Annotated in this window: 15 protein-coding genes; 6 read left to right on the forward strand and 9 right to left on the reverse strand. The window is 66.5% G+C overall.

Annotated elements, in window-relative coordinates; all coding sequences use genetic code 11:
- Nucleotides 1-87: 87 nt before the first annotated feature.
- Nucleotides 88-519: a nuclear transport factor 2 family protein gene (locus ACOGJB_RS15195; RefSeq protein ID WP_419837935.1), complete on the reverse strand. Its 432-nt coding sequence runs from the start codon at nt 517-519 to the stop codon at nt 88-90.
- A gap of 28 nt (nt 520-547) precedes the next feature.
- Nucleotides 548-1,768, reverse strand: coding sequence for an aspartate aminotransferase family protein (locus ACOGJB_RS15200; protein WP_419837936.1), 1,221 nt, complete (start codon nt 1,766-1,768; stop codon nt 548-550).
- 220 nt (nt 1,769-1,988) lie between these two features.
- On the opposite strand from ACOGJB_RS15200, the gene ACOGJB_RS15205 reads away from it, so the two are divergent.
- Entirely contained in the window at nt 1,989-3,215 is a 1,227-nt protein-coding gene (locus ACOGJB_RS15205; protein ID WP_419837937.1) for a pyridoxal-phosphate-dependent aminotransferase family protein, read from the forward strand.
- A gap of 149 nt (nt 3,216-3,364) precedes the next feature.
- Here the strand turns inward: ACOGJB_RS15205 and ACOGJB_RS15210 are convergent, their stop codons facing one another.
- Together ACOGJB_RS15210 and ACOGJB_RS15215 are read right to left on the reverse strand one after the other, a co-directional pair.
- Nucleotides 3,365-4,732, reverse strand: coding sequence for an ATP-binding protein (locus tag ACOGJB_RS15210; RefSeq protein WP_419837938.1), 1,368 nt, complete (start codon nt 4,730-4,732; stop codon nt 3,365-3,367).
- Nucleotides 4,733-4,963: 231 nt separating this feature from the next.
- Complete coding sequence (locus tag ACOGJB_RS15215) at nt 4,964-5,512, reverse strand: hypothetical protein (protein ID WP_419837939.1); 549 nt, start codon at nt 5,510-5,512, stop codon at nt 4,964-4,966.
- 220 nt (nt 5,513-5,732) lie between these two features.
- Here ACOGJB_RS15215 and ACOGJB_RS15220 point away from each other — a divergent pair, with 220 nt between their 5' ends.
- The 4 genes from ACOGJB_RS15220 (at nt 5,733) to ACOGJB_RS15235 (ending at nt 15,033) form a co-directional block, all read left to right on the forward strand.
- Entirely contained in the window at nt 5,733-8,324 is a 2,592-nt protein-coding gene (locus ACOGJB_RS15220) for a DEAD/DEAH box helicase (RefSeq protein ID WP_419837940.1), read from the forward strand.
- A gap of 250 nt (nt 8,325-8,574) precedes the next feature.
- Nucleotides 8,575-9,138, forward strand: coding sequence for a DUF3883 domain-containing protein (locus ACOGJB_RS15225; protein WP_419837941.1), 564 nt, complete (start codon nt 8,575-8,577; stop codon nt 9,136-9,138).
- Nucleotides 9,135-11,963, forward strand: a complete 2,829-nt coding sequence (locus ACOGJB_RS15230) for a DUF1156 domain-containing protein (RefSeq protein ID WP_419837942.1) — start codon at nt 9,135-9,137, stop codon at nt 11,961-11,963. The genes ACOGJB_RS15225 and ACOGJB_RS15230 overlap by 4 nt, the downstream gene beginning before the upstream one ends.
- A gap of 148 nt (nt 11,964-12,111) precedes the next feature.
- Nucleotides 12,112-15,033 (forward strand): DUF499 domain-containing protein, encoded by a 2,922-nt coding sequence (locus tag ACOGJB_RS15235; RefSeq protein WP_419837943.1) that lies wholly within the window; start codon nt 12,112-12,114, stop codon nt 15,031-15,033.
- A gap of 77 nt (nt 15,034-15,110) precedes the next feature.
- On the opposite strand, the gene ACOGJB_RS15240 is transcribed toward ACOGJB_RS15235, so the two are convergent.
- The 5 genes from ACOGJB_RS15240 to ACOGJB_RS15260 form a co-directional block, all read right to left on the reverse strand.
- Nucleotides 15,111-15,662 carry a hypothetical protein gene (locus ACOGJB_RS15240; RefSeq protein ID WP_419837944.1) on the reverse strand — a complete coding sequence of 184 codons (552 nt, stop codon included), beginning with the start codon at nt 15,660-15,662 and terminating at the stop codon, nt 15,111-15,113.
- Complete coding sequence (locus ACOGJB_RS15245; RefSeq protein WP_419837945.1) at nt 15,659-15,877, reverse strand: hypothetical protein; 219 nt, start codon at nt 15,875-15,877, stop codon at nt 15,659-15,661. Before ACOGJB_RS15245 ends, ACOGJB_RS15240 begins: the two co-directional genes overlap by 4 nt.
- 190 nt (nt 15,878-16,067) lie before the next feature.
- Nucleotides 16,068-16,790, reverse strand: coding sequence for a TSUP family transporter (locus ACOGJB_RS15250; RefSeq protein ID WP_419837946.1), 723 nt, complete (start codon nt 16,788-16,790; stop codon nt 16,068-16,070).
- A 250-nt stretch (nt 16,791-17,040) separates the two neighbouring features.
- Nucleotides 17,041-18,291, reverse strand: coding sequence for an acyl-CoA dehydrogenase family protein (locus ACOGJB_RS15255; protein ID WP_419837947.1), 1,251 nt, complete (start codon nt 18,289-18,291; stop codon nt 17,041-17,043).
- Nucleotides 18,292-18,325: 34 nt separating this feature from the next.
- Nucleotides 18,326-19,000, reverse strand: a complete 675-nt coding sequence (locus tag ACOGJB_RS15260) for a nitroreductase family protein (RefSeq protein WP_419837948.1) — start codon at nt 18,998-19,000, stop codon at nt 18,326-18,328.
- A 101-nt stretch (nt 19,001-19,101) separates the two neighbouring features.
- On the opposite strand from ACOGJB_RS15260, the gene ACOGJB_RS15265 reads away from it, so the two are divergent.
- The gene (locus tag ACOGJB_RS15265; protein ID WP_419837949.1) at nt 19,102-22,587 is read left to right on the forward strand and encodes a carboxyl transferase domain-containing protein; all 3,486 of its coding nucleotides are present in this window, start codon (nt 19,102-19,104) and stop codon (nt 22,585-22,587) included.
- Nucleotides 22,588-22,591 lie beyond the last annotated feature (4 nt).

The raw sequence follows: 22,591 nt of genomic DNA on the forward strand, positions 1-22,591 counted from the left end.
CGTTCGGTGAGCCCGATTGCGCTGTATTGATTGTGATTGATTGTGCCCCGCGAGTCATCGGTCGTGCTCGCCGGCGATGCGGCGCCGTCAGACGCCGAGGTCCCAGCCCATCCGCTGTGCCGCGTACAGCGTGTCGGTGTACTCCTCCATGTGGGCGATCAAGCCGTCGCGGCAGTCGTACACCCAGCAGTACTGGTTGTCGTACTCGCGACCAGTGGCCTTGGCGGTGGCCGTCAGCCGCTGCTGCACCACGGCGGTACCGCCGTCGACGATCATCCTGCGGACCTCGAGGCTGATCGGCTGGGAGATGTCGAAGGTCTGCCGCACCACGCGGCCGCCCAAGGCTTCTACGACTTCCTTCGCCCCCGTCATCGTGTCGACGGCATTGCCCTGAGCGGCCGTTTCGGGCAGCACCCAGGTGACCTCCGGGTCGAGGCACTCCAGCATCGTGTCCCTGTCGGCCGTTGTCAGCGCCGCGTAGTAGCGCTCCATCAATGCCCGCGTTTCTGCAGATTCCATGGTCGTCTCTCCTTTGGAGATTGTCGCTCTAGGGCGCTGTGGCTCGCAGTGCGTCGTCGAGCCGGTCGAACATCAACCCGATCTCGTCATCGGTGATGATGAGCGGAGGGCAGAACCCGAGTGCGTTGCCGATGGGCCGCGAGATCACGCCGCGCTTGAGGAACGCCTCGCGAGCCTCGGTGGCGTCCCGGCCGATGTCGCAGGCCCAGATGCCGCCATGGCCCCGGTAGTTGTCGATCATGCCGTCGCCTTGCAACGCCAAGAAGCCTTCTTCCATCCGTTCGCCGATGTCGTTCGCCCGTTCCACCAGCCCTTCGGACTCGATGACGCCGATGTTGGCGACGCCGGCTGCGCACGCCGTGGGGTGACCCGAATAGGTGTAGCCGTGCATGAACTTGTTCTGGTCGGTCTCGAGGGTGTCTGCGATCTCGCGTGACACCACTACGCCAGACAGCGGGATGTAGCCCGAGGTCACGCCCTTGGCGAAGGTGAACATGTCGGGGACCACGCCGAACGTCTGGCCGCCGAACCAGCTGCCGGTACGCCCGAAGCCGCAGATCACCTCGTCCAAGATGAATAGAGCGCCGTGCTCGTCGCAGAGCCGGCGCAAGCCCTCGAAGTACCCGGGCGGGGGCGGGATGACGCCGCCGGCACCCTGGATCGGCTCGGAGATGACGGCTGCGATGCGCTCGCCCTGTTCGGCGAACAATTGCGCGGCCGGCTCGACGTCGTCGTTGGGAATCTCGACCACATGCGGCAGCAGGTCGCCCCAGCCGTCCCGGATCGGTTCGAGTCCCTGCACGCTTGTGCCGCCGACGTTCACGCCGTGGTAGCCGCCGGTGCGGCGCACGATGATCTGCCGGTCTTCGTCGCCGCGCAGCCGGTGGACCCGCCGGGCGAACTTCAAGACGGTGTCGATGGCCTCGGAGCCCGAGCAGCCCAAGAACACCCGACCGTCAGGGTGCTGAGAGCGCGCACGGATCATCTCTGCAACTTCGACGGCGGGCCCGTTGGTGAACGGATCGAAGGTGTTGTAGGTCTGCAACTTCTCGAGTTGCGCATTGATCGCATTGATGACGGTGCGATTGCCGTGGCCGATCTGGCACAGCCAGAGGCTGGCGAGCGCATCGATGTACTCATTGCCGGCGGAGTCGCGCAGCATGACGCCTTCGCCGGAAACAATCTCGATGAACTCGTTCTCATCGCGGCTGGCGACCGCGAACGGATGGATGAGTGCGTTGCTGCCCATCGTGGACACCCCCGTGTGTGCGCGCCCGAACCCATGGGCACCCCATGAGCACAGGCTTGAGCGCAGCCTACGCGTGCGCTGCGCTGCCATGGGAGGGAAGACCGGGGCTTGTGCGCGGCAACTCGAGGCTCTCAAACCATGCAGCCGTGCACGCGGGCTGTTCGTAAGCTGATGGCGTTTGGCGGTGCGCTGGCAGGCGTGATCGCCGGAGGGAGTTTCGATGTCATTGCGACACGGCCGGCCGTTGGTCATGATTCCTGGCCCCTCGGTCATTCCCGATCGCGTCCTGAACGCGATGCGTCGACCGATTCCCAACATCTACGAGGGCGAGGTGGTGGACCTCACCTACTCACTGCTCGAACGGCTTCCCGCTGTTGCGCGCACCGAGCACCGGGCCTACATCGCTATCTCGAACGGACACGGCGCTTGGGAGATGGCGATCACCAACACGCTCTCTCGCGGCGACAAGGTGCTCGTGCTCGAAGTCGGGCACTTCGCCACGAATTGGGCCGAGATGGCCGCGATGAGCGGCGTCAAGTTCGAAGTGCTGCACGCTGCGGATCGAGCGGCCATCGAGCCCGATGCTGTCATGGAACGTCTGCGGGCCGATGTCGGCCGGGAGTTCGCCGCAGTACTCGTCGCGCAGACCGACACGGCGTCGTCAGTTCGCAACGACATCGCCGCAGTGCGTCGCGCCATGGATCAAGCCGATCATCCGGCACTGTTGATGGCGGACTGCGTGGCCTCGCTGGGGTGCGAGCCGTTCGAGATGGACGCGTGGAACGTTGACGTCACCGTGGCGGGCAGCCAGAAGGGCCTGATGGTGCCCCCCGGCCTCGGCATGGTGTGGGTCGGGCCGAGGGCGTGGGAGGCACACCAGCGTGCCGACCTGCGCACCGCATATTGGGACTGGACTCGCCGGACCGACCCTGACGCGCACTATTGGATCTTCTGCGGCACACCTCCGGTCCAGCACTTGTGGGGCCTCGCTGAGGCTCTCGACATGATCGACGAGGAAGGCTTGGAGAATGTCTGGGAGCGCCATCGTGTGATGGCAAGCGCCATTCACGCGGCCGTCGAGGCATGGTCCGTTCCAGGCGGTCTCGAGCTGAACGTGTTGAACCCAGCACATCGCTCGAACTCGGTCACGATGATCCGCACCGGCGAGGTGTCGGCGCAGCAACTGCGCGCCACCTGCGAGAGCGAAGCGGGCCTCACCCTGGGGCTCAGCATCACCGGCAACGCGGACGCGGAGTTTCGTATCGGCCACATGGGACATCTGAACCCGCCGATGCTGCTCGGCACCCTCGGCACCATTGAAGCCACGCTGGCGGCTGTTGACGCGCCGATGGGCGCCTCCGGCGTAGCCGCTGCGGCGCAGGTCATCGCAGAAGCGACCACGCCCGCGCCCAAACCTGCCCCCGGCCCCGAGGACCCTTGGTCCTGAACGGCTCCGCGAACCGGTGAGGCTGTTAGCGCTGGCTCATGGCCGCGCGGGCGATGGCTTCGCCCACGGGCACTGCTCCTGTGCGGCCCTCGCCTCGGGACTCGCCAACCGCTCTGGCATTCGTCGGCAACGCAGCAACAGTTCGCCGATCAAGACCTGTGCGACCAGAGAGAGTCGATCGGCATCCAATACAGGCGATCGCCTATCCGATGGGCAGCCGTTCCGGTATGAAGCAACAGGCCGCAGCGAAAGGCGCCTGGCGCCACGCCGTCGAGCCTGTCGCGCAGCCAGCCGACGTGCCCGAGGTCGCGCCGACGCGGGGAAGCACTGGCTTTGACCTCGATTGCGACGGTTGCGCCGTCGGGACGTTCGAGCACGATGTCGACTTCCTTGCCATCCTTGTTCCGGTAGTGCTGGATATCGGTGGCAATGTCGCTCGCTGACAGCAGGCGTGCGATTTCGTTGACCACGAACGTCTCGGTGAGCGCGCCGGTCATCGTCGAGGTGAGCGGGCGCAAGGCAGCAGGGTCTGTCCCGCACAGCGCGGCGGCGAGGCCGCTGTCGGTCACATGCAGTCGAGCCCGGCGCACCACTTGGCCGATGCGGTCGCGCCCCCACGAGGGCAGTTCGTGGATGAGGAAGACACGTCGCATCCATTCCAGATACGACTCGACGGTGGCGCGGTCGATGCCGAGAAGGCGCGACCAGTTGGCGATGTTGACCACACCCGAGGTGGAAGCAGCGGCCAGTGCCAGCAGGCGAGGCAACGCTGCGGCTCGACGGATGTCGCCGAGCGCGACTACATCGCGACGGATGACCGTCTCGGCGTAGCTTCGGAACCACACGCCACGGCTCGCCGGATCCAATCGGAGGGCCTCGGGGAATCCGCCTCGGCAGATCAGCTCCAAGTAGTCGGCGCGCTCTGTCGTCGATTGGTGTCCGAGGTCGGGTGCGCCGTCGAACCAGTTGTGGATCACTCCGGCGCCCGGCCACGACGACATGACGTCAGCGGTTCCCCGGTCCATCGTGTCGGGGGACGAGGGACCCATGCCGCCGTCGTGCGACGCGCGGCCCCCCGCGACCGCAGCAGCCGACATCTCCGCTTGCGACAGCGGCCAGAGCTGCACAATGGCCGCCCGACCGGCCAGCGATTCGCTGATCGTGGGCACGGTGAGGAAGTTCGTTGAGCCGGTCAGCAGGTATCGCCCCGTCTGCTGAGTTGCATCGACCGACCGCTTGACCGCGCGCACGATGCGGTCGCCGCCGAGCTGGACTTCGTCGATGACGAGCGGGAAACGCTGCTCATTCACGAACGTCGTGGGGTCGGACATTGCCGCTTCGAACGTCGCTTCGTCATCGAGCGGTGCGAACGTGCCACCCCGTGCATCGGCGATGAGGCGCGCCAATGTGGATTTGCCGCACTGCCGAGGTCCGTGAATCACGACCACGCGAAATGAGTCGAGCAGTCGCTCCGCGTGCGGCTGCTGCTGGCGCGGAATCAGCACGTCAGCGGCCATGACTACCTAAGCTACTGCCTCATCCGAACACGCGGAAGCTACTAATCGCAATCTGGCGGATCAGCTCATCACAATTCTGCATGCTGCCAAATCATAATTTGGCAGCATGCAGGTGAAAAATGTACAGCCGCAACACGGCCCCGAGCGCACCCATGAGTGCAGCAGCCGAGTCCGCTTGCCGGACCGAGGCGTTGGAATCACGCCGAGCCGGTCGGCCCGTCGCCTGAGAACTCAGCCGATGATGCCGAAGGTGTCGAGCCAGATTGGCGTGGTCGCCGCGAGTATCACGCCCATCTGCCAGTAGTGGCGGTGCTGCGCGGCGCGACGGTCTTCTGATCGCTGTTCTGCGTGTTCGCGGCGGTCTTCTGTGCGTTGTTCTGCGTGTTCGCGGCGGTCTTCTGATCGCTGCTCTGCGAGTTCGCGAAGGTCCTCTGCGCGTTGTTGCGCGTGCGCGCTAAGATCCTCCGCGCGTTGTTGCGCGCGTTCGCGGCGGTCGTCTGTGCGCTGCTCTGCGAGTTCGCGAAGGTCCTCTGCTCGCTGGGCCGCATGTGCGCGACGGTCCTCTTCTCGTTGAGTCGCGTGCTCTTTGCGCATCTCGGCAAAGCCGGCGTACATGTCTTCTTTGGTGGCGAAACGCGACAGTTCGGCCGTCAAGAATTCCTTGGTGACAAGTTCAGACACCGGTGCTGGTGCCAAGCAGGCCATCAGATACTCCGCCGTGGGTTCGTCGTGCAGTTCGCGAATCCAAGCATAGATGCGGCTTCGATGTTGTTCGGACATGGATGCTCCCTCGAATGGCAGGCTGAGGGACGTGACCATATAAAGCATTATCAACCAGATTCAATATATTTCAATCTTTCACATGCCCCTGCTGCGGTGTGGCCGCAGCGGTGCCGAAGATCCGGACGATGCTCGGCGCCGACTTCATCGCACGGGGCCCGACGGCCGCTCCCAAGCTGTTGCCCGGTCCCGAGGAACCCTTGGTCATAACCTGTCCTGCGTGACGTTCGAGGCTGGCCAACGCATCAGATTGCGAGGCGAGCCCGAATTCATGACCGTGAGTGGAGCGCTGCCGCTGCCCGGTGCTGCCAGCGACAGCAGCGGCACGCGCCTGTTCGTGACCGATCCCGACGGCGGGCTGCGACAGATCGACTTGACCCCGGCCGAGGCCGAGCAGGTCGAGGTGCTCGTCCCCGACGCCGGCGCACGCCCTGCTGCGGCGCTCGCCGGAATGTGGGCGGCATGGATGCGCCACACCAGCGGCTCGCCGTATCCCTCTGCGCTGGCGAGCAGCCCGCTGCGGCCCTATGCCCACCAGAGCGAAGCGGTGTACGGGAACATGCTGCGCCAGCCCATGCTGCGATTCCTGCTGGCAGACGAGCCGGGCACTGGCAAGACGATCATGGGGGGACTGTGGCTGCGGGAGGCTCAGCGGCTCGGCCACGTCCGGCGGGCGCTCGTCGTGTGCCCAGCGCACCTCGTCAGCAAGTGGCAGCTCGACTTCGAGCGTTTTCTGGGCGGCGGCCTGCGTCGCATCACCGCTGCGACGGCGCGTGAGGGTGCGCTCTCCGGCCCGCACGAACTGTGGGTGGTTTCGCTGGAGCTGGCAGCGATCAACCCTGCGGTCTATGAAGCGATCCATCCCGATGACGCAGGCTGGGACGCCGTCGTCATCGACGAAGCGCATCGGCTCACTCCCACCGCGCAGACCCTTTGGCGTGTCGGGCAGATGCTGTGCCGCGGCACGCCGCGCGCCGTGCTCATGACAGCCACACCGCATCGCGGCAATGAGTGGCTGTTCCGCTCGCTCATGCACCTCGTCGATCCCGATGTCTTCCCGGCTGTGGACGACGTGAACGACGAGCAGCCGGCGAGCAAGCTGACGCCCGGCGCCATGCATTTCTTGCGGCGCATGAAGGAAGAACTGGTCGGCTTCGACGGCGAGCGGCTCTTCTTGGCCCGACGTGCCGACAACGTGAGGGTCCCCCTGAACGCAGCCGAGCGGGCGTACTACGACGAAGCGCTCTCGCTGGTTGATCGCTACTTGCCGCCCTCCGCGCAGAGCTTGGCGCGCATGGTGTACGGCAAACGTGCGGCATCGTCGCTGTATGCGTTGGCGGAAACGCTGCGTCGCCGCAGGGATCGCATCGGCACCCAGAGTCCCGCCGATGCCGCCCGCGAAGCAGACCCGAACGGCGAGGACGACGAAGCGGCGTCCGAAGCGCGGGTAGTCAACGAGGACTCGACCGACACACGGGCGGAGCGTCGGGAGATCGCCTCGGTGCTGCAGCGGTTGGACGCGGACCTCGCCCAGTTCGGCGGAGTCAGGGCGTCCAAGTGGCAGCGCATGATCGAGGAATGCCTGGTGCCGAACGGCATCACGGCCGGTTCGGGCGAGCAGGTCGTGGTATTCACCGAGTACGCCGACACAGCGGAGTGGCTGCGCGACCGGTTCGCGTCAGCCGAGTTCACGGCGCGGACGTATTCGGGCCGCGACTCCCACGCCGTTCGCGACGAGATCCGAGCGCAGTTCGCAGCCGGCAAGTTCGAGGTGCTGATCTCCACCGACGCCGGCAATGAAGGCATCGACTTGCAAAGCGCCCATGTGCTGGTGAACTGGGACATCCCATGGTCGCTCGTGCGCTTGGAACAGCGCATGGGCCGGATCCACCGCATCGGCCAGGGTCGCGACGTCCGCCTGTACAACCTCGTCGCCACCGACACGCGGGAGGGCGACGCCTTGGCCCGGCTGCTCGACAACTTGGTTGCGGCGGCCAATGAGCTCGACGGCAAGATGTTCGACAGCCTGCGCCTGATCGCCGAGCAGACGTTCGACGAAGCGAGCGTGCCCGATCTGGCGCAGCTGCTCAGTCGGTGCTTCGAGGGAGAGACTTCGCGGTCGGCTGCGCTGGAGGCGGTCGGCCGGATCACTGCCGAGCGGCTTCGCCAAGCACACGAGCGCCAGCGCAGCGCAGAGGCGCATCTGCGCAGTCCCGTCGAACTGGGAGCGGCGCATCAGGTACTGCACGACGACCGGTTGCAGCGCATCAACCCGCATGTCGTCGAGCGCTTCGCGATCGTCGCCGCCGCGGCGGAGGCAATCACGTTCGAGCGGTCTGCCGCAGCGGACTCGGGCTTCTGGCTGCTCGGCGGCAGGAACATGGAGCTGCCCGAATCGCTTGTGCCGCACACTGGGGAGAAGCTGCGACTGGTGGCCACGAGCAGTGCCGCAAAGCAGCAAGCGGAGCAGGCCGGAGTGACCTCGGCCGGCGATGCGGTGGTGCTCGGCCCTGGTGAGGAAGCGTTCACAGACTTGGCCGGGGCCGTCGGGCAGCATGCGGCGCCGGAATTGCTGCGAGGCGGCGTGCTGTACGACCCGAACGAGGCCGACGACTACGAACTGCACATCTATGAGGGCGATGTGGCGGAAGGACGAGCGGCTAGGCGTCGGCGCTGCTTCGCGGTCAAGACGACCTCGGCGGGAGCGCGTCCGGTCCCGTGGGCGGTGCTGGCCAACCTGACGGCTGAAGCACCACAGAGTTGCGGGGGGGGGGGGGTCTCAGCCTTCCGAGCCTGCCCCGAGGCTGCTTGAACCTGAGGTCGAAGCCGGCGCGGCCCACGCCGCGAGTCTCGAGCGCAACCGGGAACTGAGCCGTCGCCAGCAACTGCTCGACGAGTGGCTTGCTGGCGCGGCGCAGCAGCTACGCGATCTTCCCAACCAGCTCACCGACGAGATCGTCGACCGGGACGAGCGTCGTATTCTGCGAGGTCGCCTCGAAGACGTCACCGTTCGGCGGATCGCGGCCCTGCGCTCGGCGAGCAGAGTCAGCGCGCCGGGCGACATGCGGCGCCTGGGCTGGGCTCGGGTGGTCGGTTGCGGACCCGACCCAGCGACTGATCTCAAGGACAGCGAATCGATCGCCGTTGCTTACGTCGTCAACCGTCTCGGCAGCGAGGGTTTCGCCGTCACCGACGTGCAGACCGAGGGTCAGGGTTACGACCTGCATGCCCGGCGGGGCAGCGAACTGCGGCTCGTCGAGGTCAAGGGCATCGCCGGCAGAGCGGCGAGCACCGGCATCCGCCTGACCGGCGGCGAATGGGTACGAGCGGCGCTCCAGGGTGATGCGTACTGGCTGTACGTCGTCGACGATTGCGACAACGGCGGGCGTCTCTTCGGCGAGTATCGCGACCCGGCTGCGCTGTTCGCGAGTGCTGCGACAGAGGTCACGACCGTGCGGATCCGCGGCTCGGACTTGTGGGCAGCCCGCACCGCACACCCTGCTGACGACCGAGCGGATTACCGCACGCTCGCCTCGGGCCACAGGTCCGCGGGCGGTGATGCGGCGGATGGCGGCTGCGGCGCCGGCAGGTCAGGTGTCGGCATGCGCGCGGGAGGGGCGCCATGACCCGCATGATCGAGCGCTGGTTCCCGTGCGCGGAGGTCACCGCCAACTCCAGGAAGGGCTGGGGCTCGGGCAACACCGAGAAGGCGTTGTTCACCTGGTTCGCGGCGCGCCCGCTGGCACAGGCCAAGGCAGCGGTGATCTGCTCGCTGCTGCCGTGGCCCGAAGACGAAGCAGAGCAGGATCGCCTGTGCCAATTGGTGCGCGACTCCATGACCGGCTACGACGCCATGCACGACGAGCTCGTCGCCGAGTTGGCCAAGCACTATCCCGACGGCGCCTCGATTCTGGACCCGTTCTCGGGCCGGGCGATGATCCCGCTGGAGGCGGCCCGGCTTGGCGTCAAGGCATACGGCATCGACTACTCGCCGGTGGCGACGCTGGCAGGAAAGCTGCTGGCCGACTATCCGCTGCGTGACTGGTCCAACGAGCCGCCCCTGCCGTTCGAGGGATACGAAGAGCACGCGATGCGCTACCCCGAGCCGCATCTGCGCCTGCTGTGCGATGTCGAGTTCTTGGTCAAGTGGATCGGCGACCGCCACGAGGAGGAGATGGATGAGTTCTATCCCAAAGTCGACGGCAAACGCCCGTGGGCCTACCTGTGGGCGGTGACGATCCCGTGCAACGAATGCAGTCGGGAGTTCCCGCTCACCGCCGACTTGCAGCTGCGGCGACCGAATCCGAAGAAAGGCGACCCCGGCCAGTCCTATGAGCTCATTGCCGATCTGGCAAGTGGAATGATTGAAGTATCTGTTCACGACGGGGAACCGAGGTCGCCGGGGACCCTCGTCAAGTCGGCGGGAAGCGGTCGCGGCCGAGCTGCCGTCTGCCCGTTCTGCAGCTATACCCACTCGCACGCTGAGCACACCCGCATCCGCGAGAATGGGCACGCTGGCGATGTGATGCTGGTGGTCGCCGACATCGACGCTGATGTCGGCAAGCGTTACCGAGAGCCGACGTTGCCCGAACGCGCTGCCGCAACTGCGGCAGAAGCAGCGCTTGCGGCCAGTGAGCCTTTCGCCGCTGACCTGCCAGCAGTTCCTGACGAGCGCGCGCTTGGGTCAACCGGGCCACGACGGTACGAACGGTACGGCTATCGAACCTTTGGTGACTTTTGCAACGCGCGCCAAACGCTCGCACTTGTGAGCCTCGCGCGCCTCGTTTGCGACCTCACACGAGTGCTGTCGGACGCCGAACGAGCCCCAGCAAGTGCCGTCAGCTCAACGCCGGCTCCCAACGCCTGCCCGAGGCCGACATCTGGCGCAGAGCGAGGCTCGGCACACGCCACCTGCGCCGAATACGCACGCGCGCTCGTCGGCTACTGCTCGTCAGTCCTCGTACGTGCTCTGAATTACCGAACTCGAGGTTGTCACCTGCAGATGCCGTCACAAAAGGCGCACCACATCTTGGCCACTGGAGCGTCGGTCCCATTTGGAAACGATTACTTGGAATCGGGTTGCTCGGACGGGCCCGGTACATGGCGGTCCGTGGCGAATCTGACCCTGAATTGTCTCCACAAGCAGAGTTCGCGAGCAAGCGGTCTAGCGGCATGTGTCGAGCGCGGGAATGCCACTTCGTTGACCTTCGGATTGGCCGCACTGAAAGCCGTCGTAACCGACCCTCCGTACGACTCGATGATCGAGTACTCCGATTCGTCAGATCTCTTCTACGTGTGGCTCAAGCGTGCTTTGGCGACTACCCACCCAGAGTTGAGGGTTACCGCAAACCCGGCTGGGGTTCAGGAAAAGTTCGACGAGGCCGTCGTCAAGATGACCCATGTGCGCAGCGGGGACCACAGGACTCCGGAGCACTACGACCGGTGCATCACAGCGGCGTTCGGCGAGGCCTGTCGGGTCGTCGAGCAGTCCGGCGTCGTGACGATCATGTTCGGTCACGACGACCTTGACGTCTGGCAACGACTCTTGGCGGCGATTTCTGCCGCAGGGCTCATCTTGACGGGATCGTGGCCAGCACGGACTGAGTACGGCACTCAGATGGGCAAGGCCAACATCGAAACCACACTCACGCTGGCTTGCAGGCCAGCGGAATCTGACCGCAGTGAGGGCCGTCTGGCCGATGTCGAAGCAGACATCCGCCGGGAGATCGCCGAGCGGATGCCGCTGTGGTCAGATGCCGGGCTTTCGGCGCTGCGCGATCAGCGCATGGCGGCCTATGGGCCGGCGATGGAGGCGGTCGGTCGGTACAGCGCCGTGCTGGATCACCGCGGACGGCCCGTCGAGGCCGATCATTTCCTCACGCTTGCGCGGCGCCTTGTCGGTGAGATTGCCGACTTGCGGATCGGCTCGTTTCCGCTGGAGGCATTCGACAAGCGCACACAGTTCGCGCTCTCCTGGACGCGCCAATACCAGCGCAACGCCGCCGCCGGGTCCGAGCCCAGGTGGGAACGGCTCACCCACGACGTGGACGAGAGCGACACCCGTGGTCTGCTCCACAAGGTCACGTCGACGTACAAGTTCGCCACCGCGGCCCAAAGCGGCATCGGCACGTCCGAACTCGCGCCCGGGCTGGCGGTCATCGACGTCGCCTTTGCCGTAGCGCAGGCGGGCAAATCGGTCAGCGCCGTTGCTGACGTGCTCGCTTCGGCCGACAGCGCCAGCGACGAACTGCTGTGGGCGGTCATGGCGCAGCTCGCTGCCGACCTCGGCGACACCGACGCAGACGGTGACGTGTGGACCTGGGTGACCCGCCATCGCATCGCGATTCTCACCGGCACCGCAGTGATCGCCGAGGACGAGCGCAAGGCGCAACGACAACAACAAGACGAAGGCGAGCAGCTCACCTTGCACACAGGAGGAGAACCATTGTGAACACGTTCATAACGATCTCAGTGGCATCCGCACCCGACCGCACCGGTCACGACGGCCGCGGCTGCGGAGGGAGAACCGTCGTGATCACATTTGCGCCGGTCTCAGCGGCAACGGCGAGTGCACCGCCGAGCGCCGGAGAGCAACCGTCGTGACCAGTCCCGCTTCGACCACCGCGGCGTCGACGCCCTGGTGGCAGACGGTCAAGCTGCGGCCCGAGGTCGAGGCCGCCCACGGCAACATCGACGACGTCCAAGCGTCGCTGCACGACGCCGTCTTCGGCGGCTCATCGGGCAGATCGCACTATGCCGACCCGACCTACTACGGGCAGATCACCTACCCCACGGGCAGTCTGGTCGGCCTCATGGCCAAGATCGCGGTCAGGCTCGGCGCGCAAGGCGAGCCGGCGAAACGCGCACGGGCGCTGTGGCGGCTCGACCAGGCGATGGGCGGCGGCAAGTCGCACGGGCTCATCGGGCTCTGGCACCTGGCGAGCAATCCCGCCGACTTCGCGACGACCGACCTGGGCGCGGCAGTGCTGGTGCAAGCCAAGGAGGTCGCCGGAAGCGAGGCCTTGGCATCGGACCTCAGCAATCCCAGATGCATCGTGCTGGACTGCGACAACCCCGCACCGCGCGAAGCGCACGACGGCCCTGCCCGGACGCTGGGCGAGCGCTTCCTGTGGAGACTGTTCGAGGGTGCGTACAAAAAGTACGAGCACTACAAGACGCAGCTTCCCAACAAGGAGGCCATCGAAGCCGCGCTCGCCGACACCGGGCGCCCAGTGCTGATCCTGATCGACGAGATCATGGACTACATCCGCTGGGTGTCGAACCAGTCCGAACAACGAGCGCTCGACGACATGGCGTTCCTGCGAGCGCTGCTCGACGCAGTGAACGACGTCGACAACTGCGCGGCGGTGCTGGTGATGATCGCCTCGGAGAAAGATCGCATTGCGCTGAATGAGACCGGCGCCAAGTGCCGTGCAGAACTGGAGGATCTGCTGATCCGCAACGGCGAAGCAACCACGGTGACCAGCGGGGGCGACTTCGCCGACATCATCCGGCGGCGGCTGCTCGACGGGCCCCCGCCGCGCGAAGTCACCGACCGCTGCGCCGAGTGGATCGCGTCGGAGATGCGGGGCCGATGGTCCGAGCACGCCTTCGACAAGCTGTCCTGGGCCTCAGCCGGCTCAGGGGCAGACTTCGCCGAGGCGGTCGGACGCTGCTACCCGTTCCATCCGTCGCTGATCGAACTCGCAGAGAACGAATGGTCCCAGCAGGCCGGGTTCCAGCGGGTCCGCTCGACGCTGCAAGTCTTCGCTGCGACGGTCTACGAGCAGCACCGGCGCGGCCACTCGGGCGACTGGGCGCCCACGCTGATCGGGCCCGGCGACCTGCCGATGTCGTCTCGAGCCGTACGCGATGCGCTGCTCGACTCGGGGCTCGTCAGCGACCAGCGCACCCAGTCGAGCCTGCGCGAGATCTGCGCCGGTGACATCGTCGACCCCGACCACGTCGACCGCGGCACTGCGCGGCTGGCCGATCTACGGCGCTCGGGAACCGGTTGGGAGCAGCTCAACCCTCGCGCAGCCGAGCGCATGGCCACGGCGCTGTTCGTCTACTCGCTGAGCCCGCGCTCCCAAGGCCGCCGTGGTGCCACCGAGGCGGAACTGATGGCGGCATCATTCGTGCCGTCGAAAGCCTTCGGTCACGGCGACGCCGAGGTCGTTTGGCAGGAACTGTGCCACCCCACCGACGGCCTCGCCGCGATCGACTCGACTGCAGGGTCCGGCAAGCAGCCGAAGCGGTGGCACATCGAGACCCGTCAAACGCTGAACATGCTCGTGCGGCGAGAACGCGAGGCGGTCACTGACGCCGAGCGGGACGAACGAGTCAGCCGTGCGGCATTCGAGGGGGCGAACAGCGGGCCATTCGACGCCGTGTTGCCAGTGGAAGGCGACTTCGACGCCGTCCCAGAGCTCGCCGAGCTTCGTGAACTGCTGGGCGGCGCAGGCATCGATCAGGCGCGCAAGTGCCGGCTCGTGGTGCTGGATTCCCGCTGGTTCAGCCTGCTCAACGGCGCCGACGTGCCCACGCGCCTGGCCGCCGAATCGGCGATGGGTCTCGGCACCGAAGCACTGCCCATGACGTGGGCGTCGTCCGCGGTGTTCGCGGTCATCAACACCCAGAGCCGGCGGCAGGCTCGCAACCTTGCCGCCGACGTGATCGCGTGGGAACGCACCTGGGCGTTGGCGGCGGTCCAACAAGACGTGGAGATGTCCAAGAGCGCTGGCGGCCAATCACGTGAGACACAGCGCCGGTTCGAGAGCCTTGTCAAGAAGGCGTACTCGCACGTGCTGTATCTGGCTGAGGGGCCCGATGGGCGTGTCATGCGCGATATCCGATTCCAGTCGGAGAACCAATCGGCGCTCGACGGTTCGGTGGTGTGGTCGGCACTACAGGAAGCCGGCAAGACGTTTACAGCCGGCGACCTCGATCGGCAGGCGTTGATGCACAACCTGCGGACCAACGATTGGAACCGCCCGCTGTGCGAGATTCGGGACGACTTCTGGAAGGCGCCTCGGCTGCCGTTGCTGCCGGGGGGCGAGGGCGACCTGCGCCGCGCCCTGTTCGAGGCAGTATCGGGCGGCGACATCGAGATTGTCGATTCCGACGACCAGGTGCGGCAGGTGGCCAACGAGGGGCACCTCAACCTTGGGTCGACCGATCTGCGGATCCGTCGCCCGGCGCAGGAATCAACCGATGATCCCGATGCCGACGACCCGCCATCAGTCATTGACCCGCCGATTGTCCCAGACCTTCCGGACGATCCGCCTGCGCCAAGGCGCACCGAGTTCCGGGTGAGCGCCTCGGTCACGCAATCGCTGCGCGACGACGGCAGTCCCCGTGACGCCGTCCGGCAGTTCCTTCTGGCGGTGGCGAACGCCGTGGATGACGACGCCGTCCACATTCAGGCGAGCCTCAAGATCACCGCGGGCACGGTGACCAAGGACAAGCTGATCGACGCTGCGCAAGCCGCCGGCATCCACTTCGATGCCGCTGAAAGCTGATTGCGGAGTTCTGGCCGAGCCGACAGCCGCGGCGTATCGGACCTGCGGCGGTTGCGAAGTCGGGCTGATGCTCGAACTCAGCCGAGTTCTCGCAGAGCTTGCAGTTTGGCGATGCGGTAATCGTCGGGGCCGAGCAATCGCTCGATCTCGGTTGTCGCCGCATCGATGTCGAAACTGTCGATGGAAACCATCGCTTCGATGTCGAGCCAGTCCTTGCCGCGGTCGAAGAACGCCTTGAACACCGCGAGGTCGCCGCACGCGAGGCACGGCAGCATGACTCCTTCGAATTCTCTGTGCTGGACACGGGCCGCGGCGCCGATATGGAACTCTGTCGTATTCAGGAAGATGTCAACGGGCACGGTTTCCCACCAGAACCTGGCTTGACCGTCGCGCATCAGTCGCTCGCAAGCCTCATCGGTGACTTCGACTCCGTCCGGTAGCCCGATGAGCACAGATTCGCCCAGTTCAGGGTCCACGAAGATATTGATGTCGATGTCGTTGGTGACGCGAGCCTGGGGGGTGCACCAGCCCAGCGCGATGGCACCGCCGAATGCATGCAGGATGTCGGCTGCAGCGAGCGATTTGTGCAAGCGGTGGATGCGCTCGATGAAGAGCAACGAAGAATTCATCGGCGGGGGAACAGGGGGTAGCTCAGTTCTGTTTTCTTGCGGGGCGGGAACGCGTCCGCGAGGGCAAGGATCGACGCGACCTCTGGCCCACGGCGCGCCTGCCAGTCGGTGCCTTGCAGCGACTCGATCAGCCGCCTGTCGTCCTCTGCGCAGGCGGCGACCATGCGCCGTATCCAGCGCTTTCGTTTTGCAACACTCGACCCCTCTTCGGCCATATCGCCAGTCTGCCACTCGCCGCGAGCCGCTTTGCCGCTGATCAGCACGCGTCGCTGTCGCCAGTGGCGCGTCGCCGTCACTCATGCGCCCGCTTCTCATCGAGCCGCAAGCGCCGTCGTGGCCGGCGGCGTGTCCGCCACGGTGCCAGATCCCAACACGGCAGGGCTCGATGGCCTAACGGCCAGCGGCTCAGGCGCTGACCAGCTGGCGGATCAGCACCACGGTCGCACTGGTGGCCGCGACGCCGAGCACGATTAGCCGAAAGCGCGGGCCGGCGAGGCGCGGTCGCAGCCATCGGCCGATCGGCAGGCCGAGCAATACCGCCGGCAGCAGGCCCAGCCCGAGCCACAGTTGGCGCAGTCCGAACTCGCCGAGCATGGCGAGGGCCACGATGATCGCAGTGCCGACGACCAGCATGTAGGTCGCCATGGTGGCTCGCAGCGCCGCGGGTGGCCAGTGGCTGGCGAATACGGCGTACACCGGACCGGGCACGGCCGCCACCGACGACGAGAAGGCCGTTCCGGCGCCGGCGGCGTAGTCGGCCACGCGACCCTCGGGTGGCCGCGTGCCGACCGCTTGCACCGCGACTGCCAGCAGCACGAACAGGCTCACAGCGATCGCCAGGGAGCGATCGCTCAAGGCGGTGAGCAGTGCCACGCCCCCTACCAGACCCAGCGGTGCAGCCATCAGTTGTCGCCGCATGGCCGGTGCGTTCAGCGACGCCCGGTCGGCGATCGCGTTGCGCACATTGATGCCTCCCGCCACCATCAGCATCGGGCCCGGCACGAACGTGGGCTCCATGACCACCAGGACCGGCCCGGCGATGAGGCCCATGCCGATGCCGATGCAGGCCTGAGTGCCGGCGCCCACAGCGATGAAGAGGGCTGCGATCACGTACTCGGCGATGCTCACGAAGCGCTCCTCGCGCGGCTCATTGAGCGCTCACCGCGCCGCTCACTGTGCGTAGCTCGTTCGACTCACCTGCTGCCGATCGCCGGAGCCGTGGTCTGGGCAGCTCGCACGCGCATCGAACGAGAGCGGGAAACAATGGCCGCCCCAGCGGGTGGGATCGCCAGTCCCTGCACCGTGCGAGCACTTCGAGCGCGGCCTGTGCGGTTCAAGTGTTGCGGTTCGGCCGGGAAGCCGTCGAGTCGGGCCATGCTCAGATGGGCAGGTTGCCGGTCGCCGCGCCGGTGTCGCCGGTGTCGGTGTAGGCGGCGATGGTGCGCTGCGCAATCCGCATCTGGTGCACCTCATCCGCGCCGTCGGCGAAACGGGCCCAGCGGGCGTGCTGGTACATGTGCGCCAGCGGCGTGTCGGTGGAGTAGCCGAGCGCTCCGTGCACCTGGATGGACCGGTCGATGATCCGGCCGAGCATGTTCGCCACGAAGTGCTTGGCCATCGACACCTCGGCCTTGAAGTCCTCACCGGTGCCGGCTTGGGCCCGGTCGACCTTGTAGGCCGCATGCAGCACCATCAGCTTCGCCTGGTACAGCTCCATCGTGCTGTCGGCGATCATCCACTGGATGCCCTGCTTCTCGGCGAGCAGCGAGCCGTGGGCGTACCGGTTGAGCGACCGGTCGACCATCATGTCGAGCGCCGTTTGGGCTTGGGCGATCCAGCGCATGCAGTGCGCGAGCCGGGCGGGGCCCAGCCGGTACTGGCCCAGCAAGTGGCCTTGGCCGCGCCCGCCCAGCATCTGGCCTGCGCCGACCCGCAGATCCTCGATGAGGATCTCGCTGTGGCCGGTGGAGCCATGCATGGTCTCGATCTGGCGGACCTCGGTCCAGCCGTCGGCCGGCAAGTCCACGATGAACGCTGAGTTGCCGGCCTGGGGGATGTCCGGATTGTCCTCGGTTCGGGCGATGAGGATGGCGAACTTGGACCGGTGCGCGTTCGAGATGAACCACTTGTGGCCGTTCAGCACCCACTCGTCGCCGTCGGGATATCCGCGGGTCTGGATGAGCGTCGGGTCTGAGCCCGCCACTTCCGGCTCGGTCATGGCGAAGCACGACTCGGCACGGCCCTCGCATAGCGGTGCCAGGTAGCGCTGCTTCTGGGAGTCGGTGCCCCAGTGCAACAGCGTGTGCATGTTGCCCTCATTGGGGGCTTGGCAGTTGAGCACCCACGGTCCGAACCTGGTCTTTGCAGCTTCGGCTTGCACCATGGCCATCTCGACGTGGCCGAGTCCCATGCCGCCCCACTCGGCGGGCATGTGTGGCAGCCACAATTGCTCTTCACGTGCCCGCTTGCGCATCCCCAGCAGCGCCGTCACATACGCGTCGCGGTCGGTCTCCTCGAGCTGCTCCGCATCGATGCGGCCCTCGACTGGTCGCACCTCAGCGTCGATGAACGCAGCAATGCGCTTGCGAAACTCTTCGAGTTCCGGGGTCAAGCTGAAGTCGATGGCCATGGCTGCCTCCTCCCGAGAAGATGTCCCGTGGGGTCTAGATCGTGAAGGGTTCCCCGTCGCCCCGCTCGCGAACCGCTATTTCCTCCACTGGCTTGCGGTTCAGCCTGGTGAGCTGCTTGGTCGGCTTGCCAATCGGCAGCAGAGCGCAGACTGCCTCCCAGTCCTCGAGCCCGAGGAATTCCTTGGCTGCGGGCTCGTTGGCCGACAGCAGCGTGGTCATCGCACCGCCCAAGCCCTCGTTGCGGGCGCCCAGCAGGATGTTCCAAGCGAACGGGTACACCGAGGCGCCGCTGACCACGCCGACACGGTCTTGCTCCTTGTCGATCGAGGCGACCACGCGCAGATCGACGGTGACCACGAGCACGACTGGCACCTCATCCATGCGCGAGAACATCGGCAGCGGGAACTTCAATGACTCGTCGGCCATGGCCTCTTCGATGTTCACCGACGAGGGGTTGTAGCTCTGCCAGTAGACCTCGCCGGCGGCGACCTGCGCCGCGGCGACGCGCATGGCCGGGAAGCACAGCTCGCCGAGACGCTTCTTGCGGGCGGGATCACGCACCACGATGACCTTGTGGCCTTGGCGATTGCCGCCGCTGGCGGCGAACCGGGCATTGTCAAAGATGCGGTACAGCACCTCGTCGGTGACTTCGTCTTCGGTGAAGTCCCGAGCGGCGAACGTGGTGCGCATGACGTCGTAAATCTCCATCTCGCCAGTCTCGCATCGGCTGGTCAACTCCGCGCTGCCGACGGTTTTCGCGCCAGAATCGCCGGTACCCGGCCCCGATGCGGCCATACCGAAGGGGAATCGTGAGCTTCACCCGTGTCTTGATCGCCAATCGCGGAGAGATCGCCATCCGGATCGCCAAGGCTGCCGATGCGCTGGGCATCGAAACGGTCGCAGTGCACGCGCCGGTCGACGAGCGCTCCCTGCACCTCGTGGCCGCCGACAGGGCTGCAACGCTGCCAGGCGGCGATCCGCTGGCCGCGTATCTGGACATCGATGCACTGCTGCGAATCGCGGATGAGCACGGCTGCGATTGCGTCCACCCTGGCTATGGCTTCTTGGCAGAGAACGCTGCGTTCGCCCATGCGTGCGCGGAGGCGGGGCTCACTTTCATCGGTCCCACCGCAGACACGCTGGAACTGTTCGGCGACAAGGTCCGTGCCCGCGCTTTGGCCGTCTCGCTCGATGTTCCCGTCGTCGAGGGTTCGCCCGGCGCAGTCGCCGACGTCGCCGCAGCGGCCGAGGCGGCGGCAGCGATCGGGCTGCCGGTGATGCTGAAAGCGGCAGCCGGCGGCGGCGGACGGGGCATGCGTGCCGTGGAGCGAATCGAGGACATCGCTGAGGCGTTCGAACGATGCTCGAGCGAGGCGGCCGCGGCCTTCGGCGACGGCACCGTGTTCGTGGAGCGCCTCGTGGACCGGCCGCGCCACATCGAAGTGCAGGTGCTGGCCGATCAGCACGGGAGCGTCGCTCATCTGTGGGAGCGGGACTGCTCGGTCCAGCAGCGCAATCAGAAAGTCATCGAGATCGCCCCTGCGCCGGGCCTGCACTTCAGTCTGCAGCGTCAGCTGCATGCCGACGCCGTGCAGCTCGCAGCACAGGCCGGCTTGGCCAACGCAGCCACGGTGGAGTTCTTGGTGTCCCCCGAGACCGGGGATCACTTCTTCATCGAATGCAACCCGCGCATCCAGGTGGAGCACACGGTCACCGAGCAGGTCACCGGTGTCGATCTGGTCGAAGCCCAGTTCAGGATCGCCGCGGGAGCACGCCTCGCCGACATCGGCGTCGTCGCTGCCAACGAAGATCGGAGCACGGCAGAGGAGGTGGGCGCTGCCTTTCGGCTGGTTGCTGGTGCCCCGCGCGGCTATGCCGTGCAAGCGCGAGTGGTGGCGACTGGTTCTGGCGCGATCTCCGCCTACCACGAACCGTCGGGCGCGGGCGTGAGGGTCGACGCCGCTGGGTATGCCGGCTATACGCCGCCACCGCACTTTGACCCACTGCTCGCCAAGGTCATCGGCACCGGGGGCACTCTCGAGGCCGCTGTGGCGCGTACCTCTGCGGCATTGGCCGATTTCCACATCGGCCAGCTGCCCACGAACATCGACCAGCTGCGCAGGATCCTGAGCCACCCGGCCGTGGCCAGCGGTGATGCACGCACCTCGTTGCTGGCGGAGATGGCACTGTCGCCCGGTGACGGGGCGACGAGCGTCACGAGCACCAACGGGATTTCAGGCGACATGAGAGGCAGTACATCGCGCCGCGCTGCGATGTTGGAGTCAGCGTCCGGGCTGCCGCCTGTGCCGCCCGGCGCGGTGTCGACTGCCACGGCGCCGGCGTCGACCTGGCCCGATCGCGAACTCGGCGACGGCGAGACCGCCGTGCGCAGCCCGCTGCCCGCCAGCGTCGTCGAGGTGCGGGTCAGCGCAGGCGACGCGGTGGCGGCAGGGCAAACGATCGTGGTCCTGTCGGCGATGAAGATGGAAACCGAGGTCACCGCACCCATCGCTGGGACGGTCTCGGCAGTGCGGGAAGTGCAGCCCGGAGATCAGCTGGCGGCAGGCGACGTGCTGGCGGTCGTAATTTCTGGGGCGACTACTGGCGCTGAGTCTGCGGGCGCGCTCCTCAGCGGCTGGGAGCCGCTGCTGGATGAGGTGGCGACGTTGCAGCGTTTGGCTGAAGAGCGCCTAGGTCCAGAGTCCGTCGAGCCGGGCGTCGTGCGCCAGCGCAACCGGGGAAAGCTGCATTGCCGGGACCGGATTCGCCTGCTGCTCGACGAGGGCAGTTTCCGGGAGGTCGGAAGTCTCGCCGGCTTCGCCTCTTACGACAACGAGGGCGAGATCGCCGCGTTCACGCCCGCCAATCACGTCGGCGGGACCGGCAAGATCAACAGCCGTGACGTCGTGGTCTGCGCCGACGACTTCACCTCACGCGGCGGCCACGCCGACGGCGCAATTGGCGCCAAGAGCTTCTACCTGGACTTGCTGTCGACCGAGCTGGGCGTGCCGTCTATCCGCCTGCTCGATGGATCCTCCGGAGGCGGCAGCGTCGCTTCGATGGTGCCCGAGCAGCGCACCGAAGGCGAGAGCTCCGCCAAAGAAAGTTCCGGTGCGATCAAGGCCGGGCGCCCACGGGTGAGTGGCGGCGGCGGCTCGTTCCTGCCGTCACACCTGGGCAGCACCGAATACGCGTCTCAGCTTGCGACGGTGCCGGTGATCAACATGCTGCTCGGCAGCGTGGTGGGCATCGGAGCGGCGAAGGCGGTGCTGGGCCACTTTGCGGTGATGGTGCGCGACATCTCGCAGCTGTTCGTGGCAGGGCCGCCCGTTGTGAGCCACGCGATGGGGTACGACATCACCAAGGAAGACCTCGGCGACTGGCGAATCCACTGCACCAACGGTTCAGTCGACAACCTGGCCGAGACCGAGGAGGAGGCAGCCGAGCAGGTGCGTCGATTCCTGTCGTACCTGCCCCCGTCGGTGTACGAGACACCGCCCGTGCTGACGCCCGACCCCGACGACCCGCCCGACCGGCGGGACGAAGAGTTGCTGACGCTGATCCCCCGCAAGCGAACGACAACCTTCGACATTCGCCGCGGCATCGAGCTGATCTGCGACCGGGGTTCGTTCTTCGAGATCGGATCGCTGTGGGGCACCGACCAGGTCGTCGGGTTCGCACGCATGAACGGTCACCCCGTCGGCGTGCTCGCGTCGGACAGCCGTCATCCCAACGGCGGGGCGCTCACCGCCGACGGCTGCGACAAGCTGACCCGCCACATCGACCTGTGCGACCTCTTCCACATCCCGATCCTGAACCTGTGCGACAACCCCGGCTTCGCAGTCGGGCTCGAGCACGAGATCGCCGGCACGATCCGCAAGGGTGCAACGTGGATGACGGCATTCGCTCAAGCCGCGGTGCCGATCTTCACGGTGCTCATGCGGCGCAGCTTCGGTGTGGCCGGCAACAACTACGCCACACCGCGGCGGCAGAATAACGCCCGGGTGGTCTGGCCGGCCGCCGACGTGGGAGGCATCCCGCCTGAGGGAGGCATCGAGGCCGCCTACAAGCGACAGCTCGCCGAAGCCGACGATCCGGTGGCGCTGCGTGCAGAGCTCGAAGCACGCATCGAGGCGGCGCGTGGACCGATCGGGCCGCTCAACCGTTTCCAGATCGAGGAGATGATCGACCCTCGTGACACCCGCCGCCTGATCTGCGAGTGGATCCAGGGCGCCTATCGAGTCGCTAGCCGGCCGGCTCAGCTCGTGCCGCGACCCATCGCGTTCCGACCCTGACACT

It is taken from the genome of Candidatus Poriferisodalis sp., assembly GCF_965208895.1.
Classification (GTDB): Bacteria; Actinomycetota; Acidimicrobiia; order Acidimicrobiales; family Poriferisodalaceae; genus Poriferisodalis.

Bases quoted from the DNA above. Each gene is read 5' to 3' on its own strand.
- ACOGJB_RS15255 (WP_419837947.1), bottom strand. From the start codon at position 18,291: ATGGCCATCGACTTCAGCTTGACCCCGGAACTCGAAGAGTTTCGCAAG.
- ACOGJB_RS15215 (WP_419837939.1), bottom strand. From the start codon at position 5,512: ATGTCCGAACAACATCGAAGCCGCATCTATGCTTGGATTCGCGAACTG.
- ACOGJB_RS15230 (WP_419837942.1), top strand. From the start codon at position 9,135: ATGACCCGCATGATCGAGCGCTGGTTCCCGTGCGCGGAGGTCACCGCC.
- ACOGJB_RS15200 (WP_419837936.1), bottom strand. From the start codon at position 1,768: ATGGGCAGCAACGCACTCATCCATCCGTTCGCGGTCGCCAGCCGCGAT.
- ACOGJB_RS15205 (WP_419837937.1), top strand. From the start codon at position 1,989: ATGTCATTGCGACACGGCCGGCCGTTGGTCATGATTCCTGGCCCCTCG.
- ACOGJB_RS15225 (WP_419837941.1), top strand. From the start codon at position 8,575: ATGCGGCGCCTGGGCTGGGCTCGGGTGGTCGGTTGCGGACCCGACCCA.
- ACOGJB_RS15240 (WP_419837944.1), bottom strand. From the start codon at position 15,662: ATGAATTCTTCGTTGCTCTTCATCGAGCGCATCCACCGCTTGCACAAA.
- ACOGJB_RS15260 (WP_419837948.1), bottom strand. From the start codon at position 19,000: ATGGAGATTTACGACGTCATGCGCACCACGTTCGCCGCTCGGGACTTC.
- ACOGJB_RS15245 (WP_419837945.1), bottom strand. From the start codon at position 15,877: ATGGCCGAAGAGGGGTCGAGTGTTGCAAAACGAAAGCGCTGGATACGG.
- ACOGJB_RS15195 (WP_419837935.1), bottom strand. From the start codon at position 519: ATGGAATCTGCAGAAACGCGGGCATTGATGGAGCGCTACTACGCGGCG.
- ACOGJB_RS15210 (WP_419837938.1), bottom strand. From the start codon at position 4,732: ATGGCCGCTGACGTGCTGATTCCGCGCCAGCAGCAGCCGCACGCGGAG.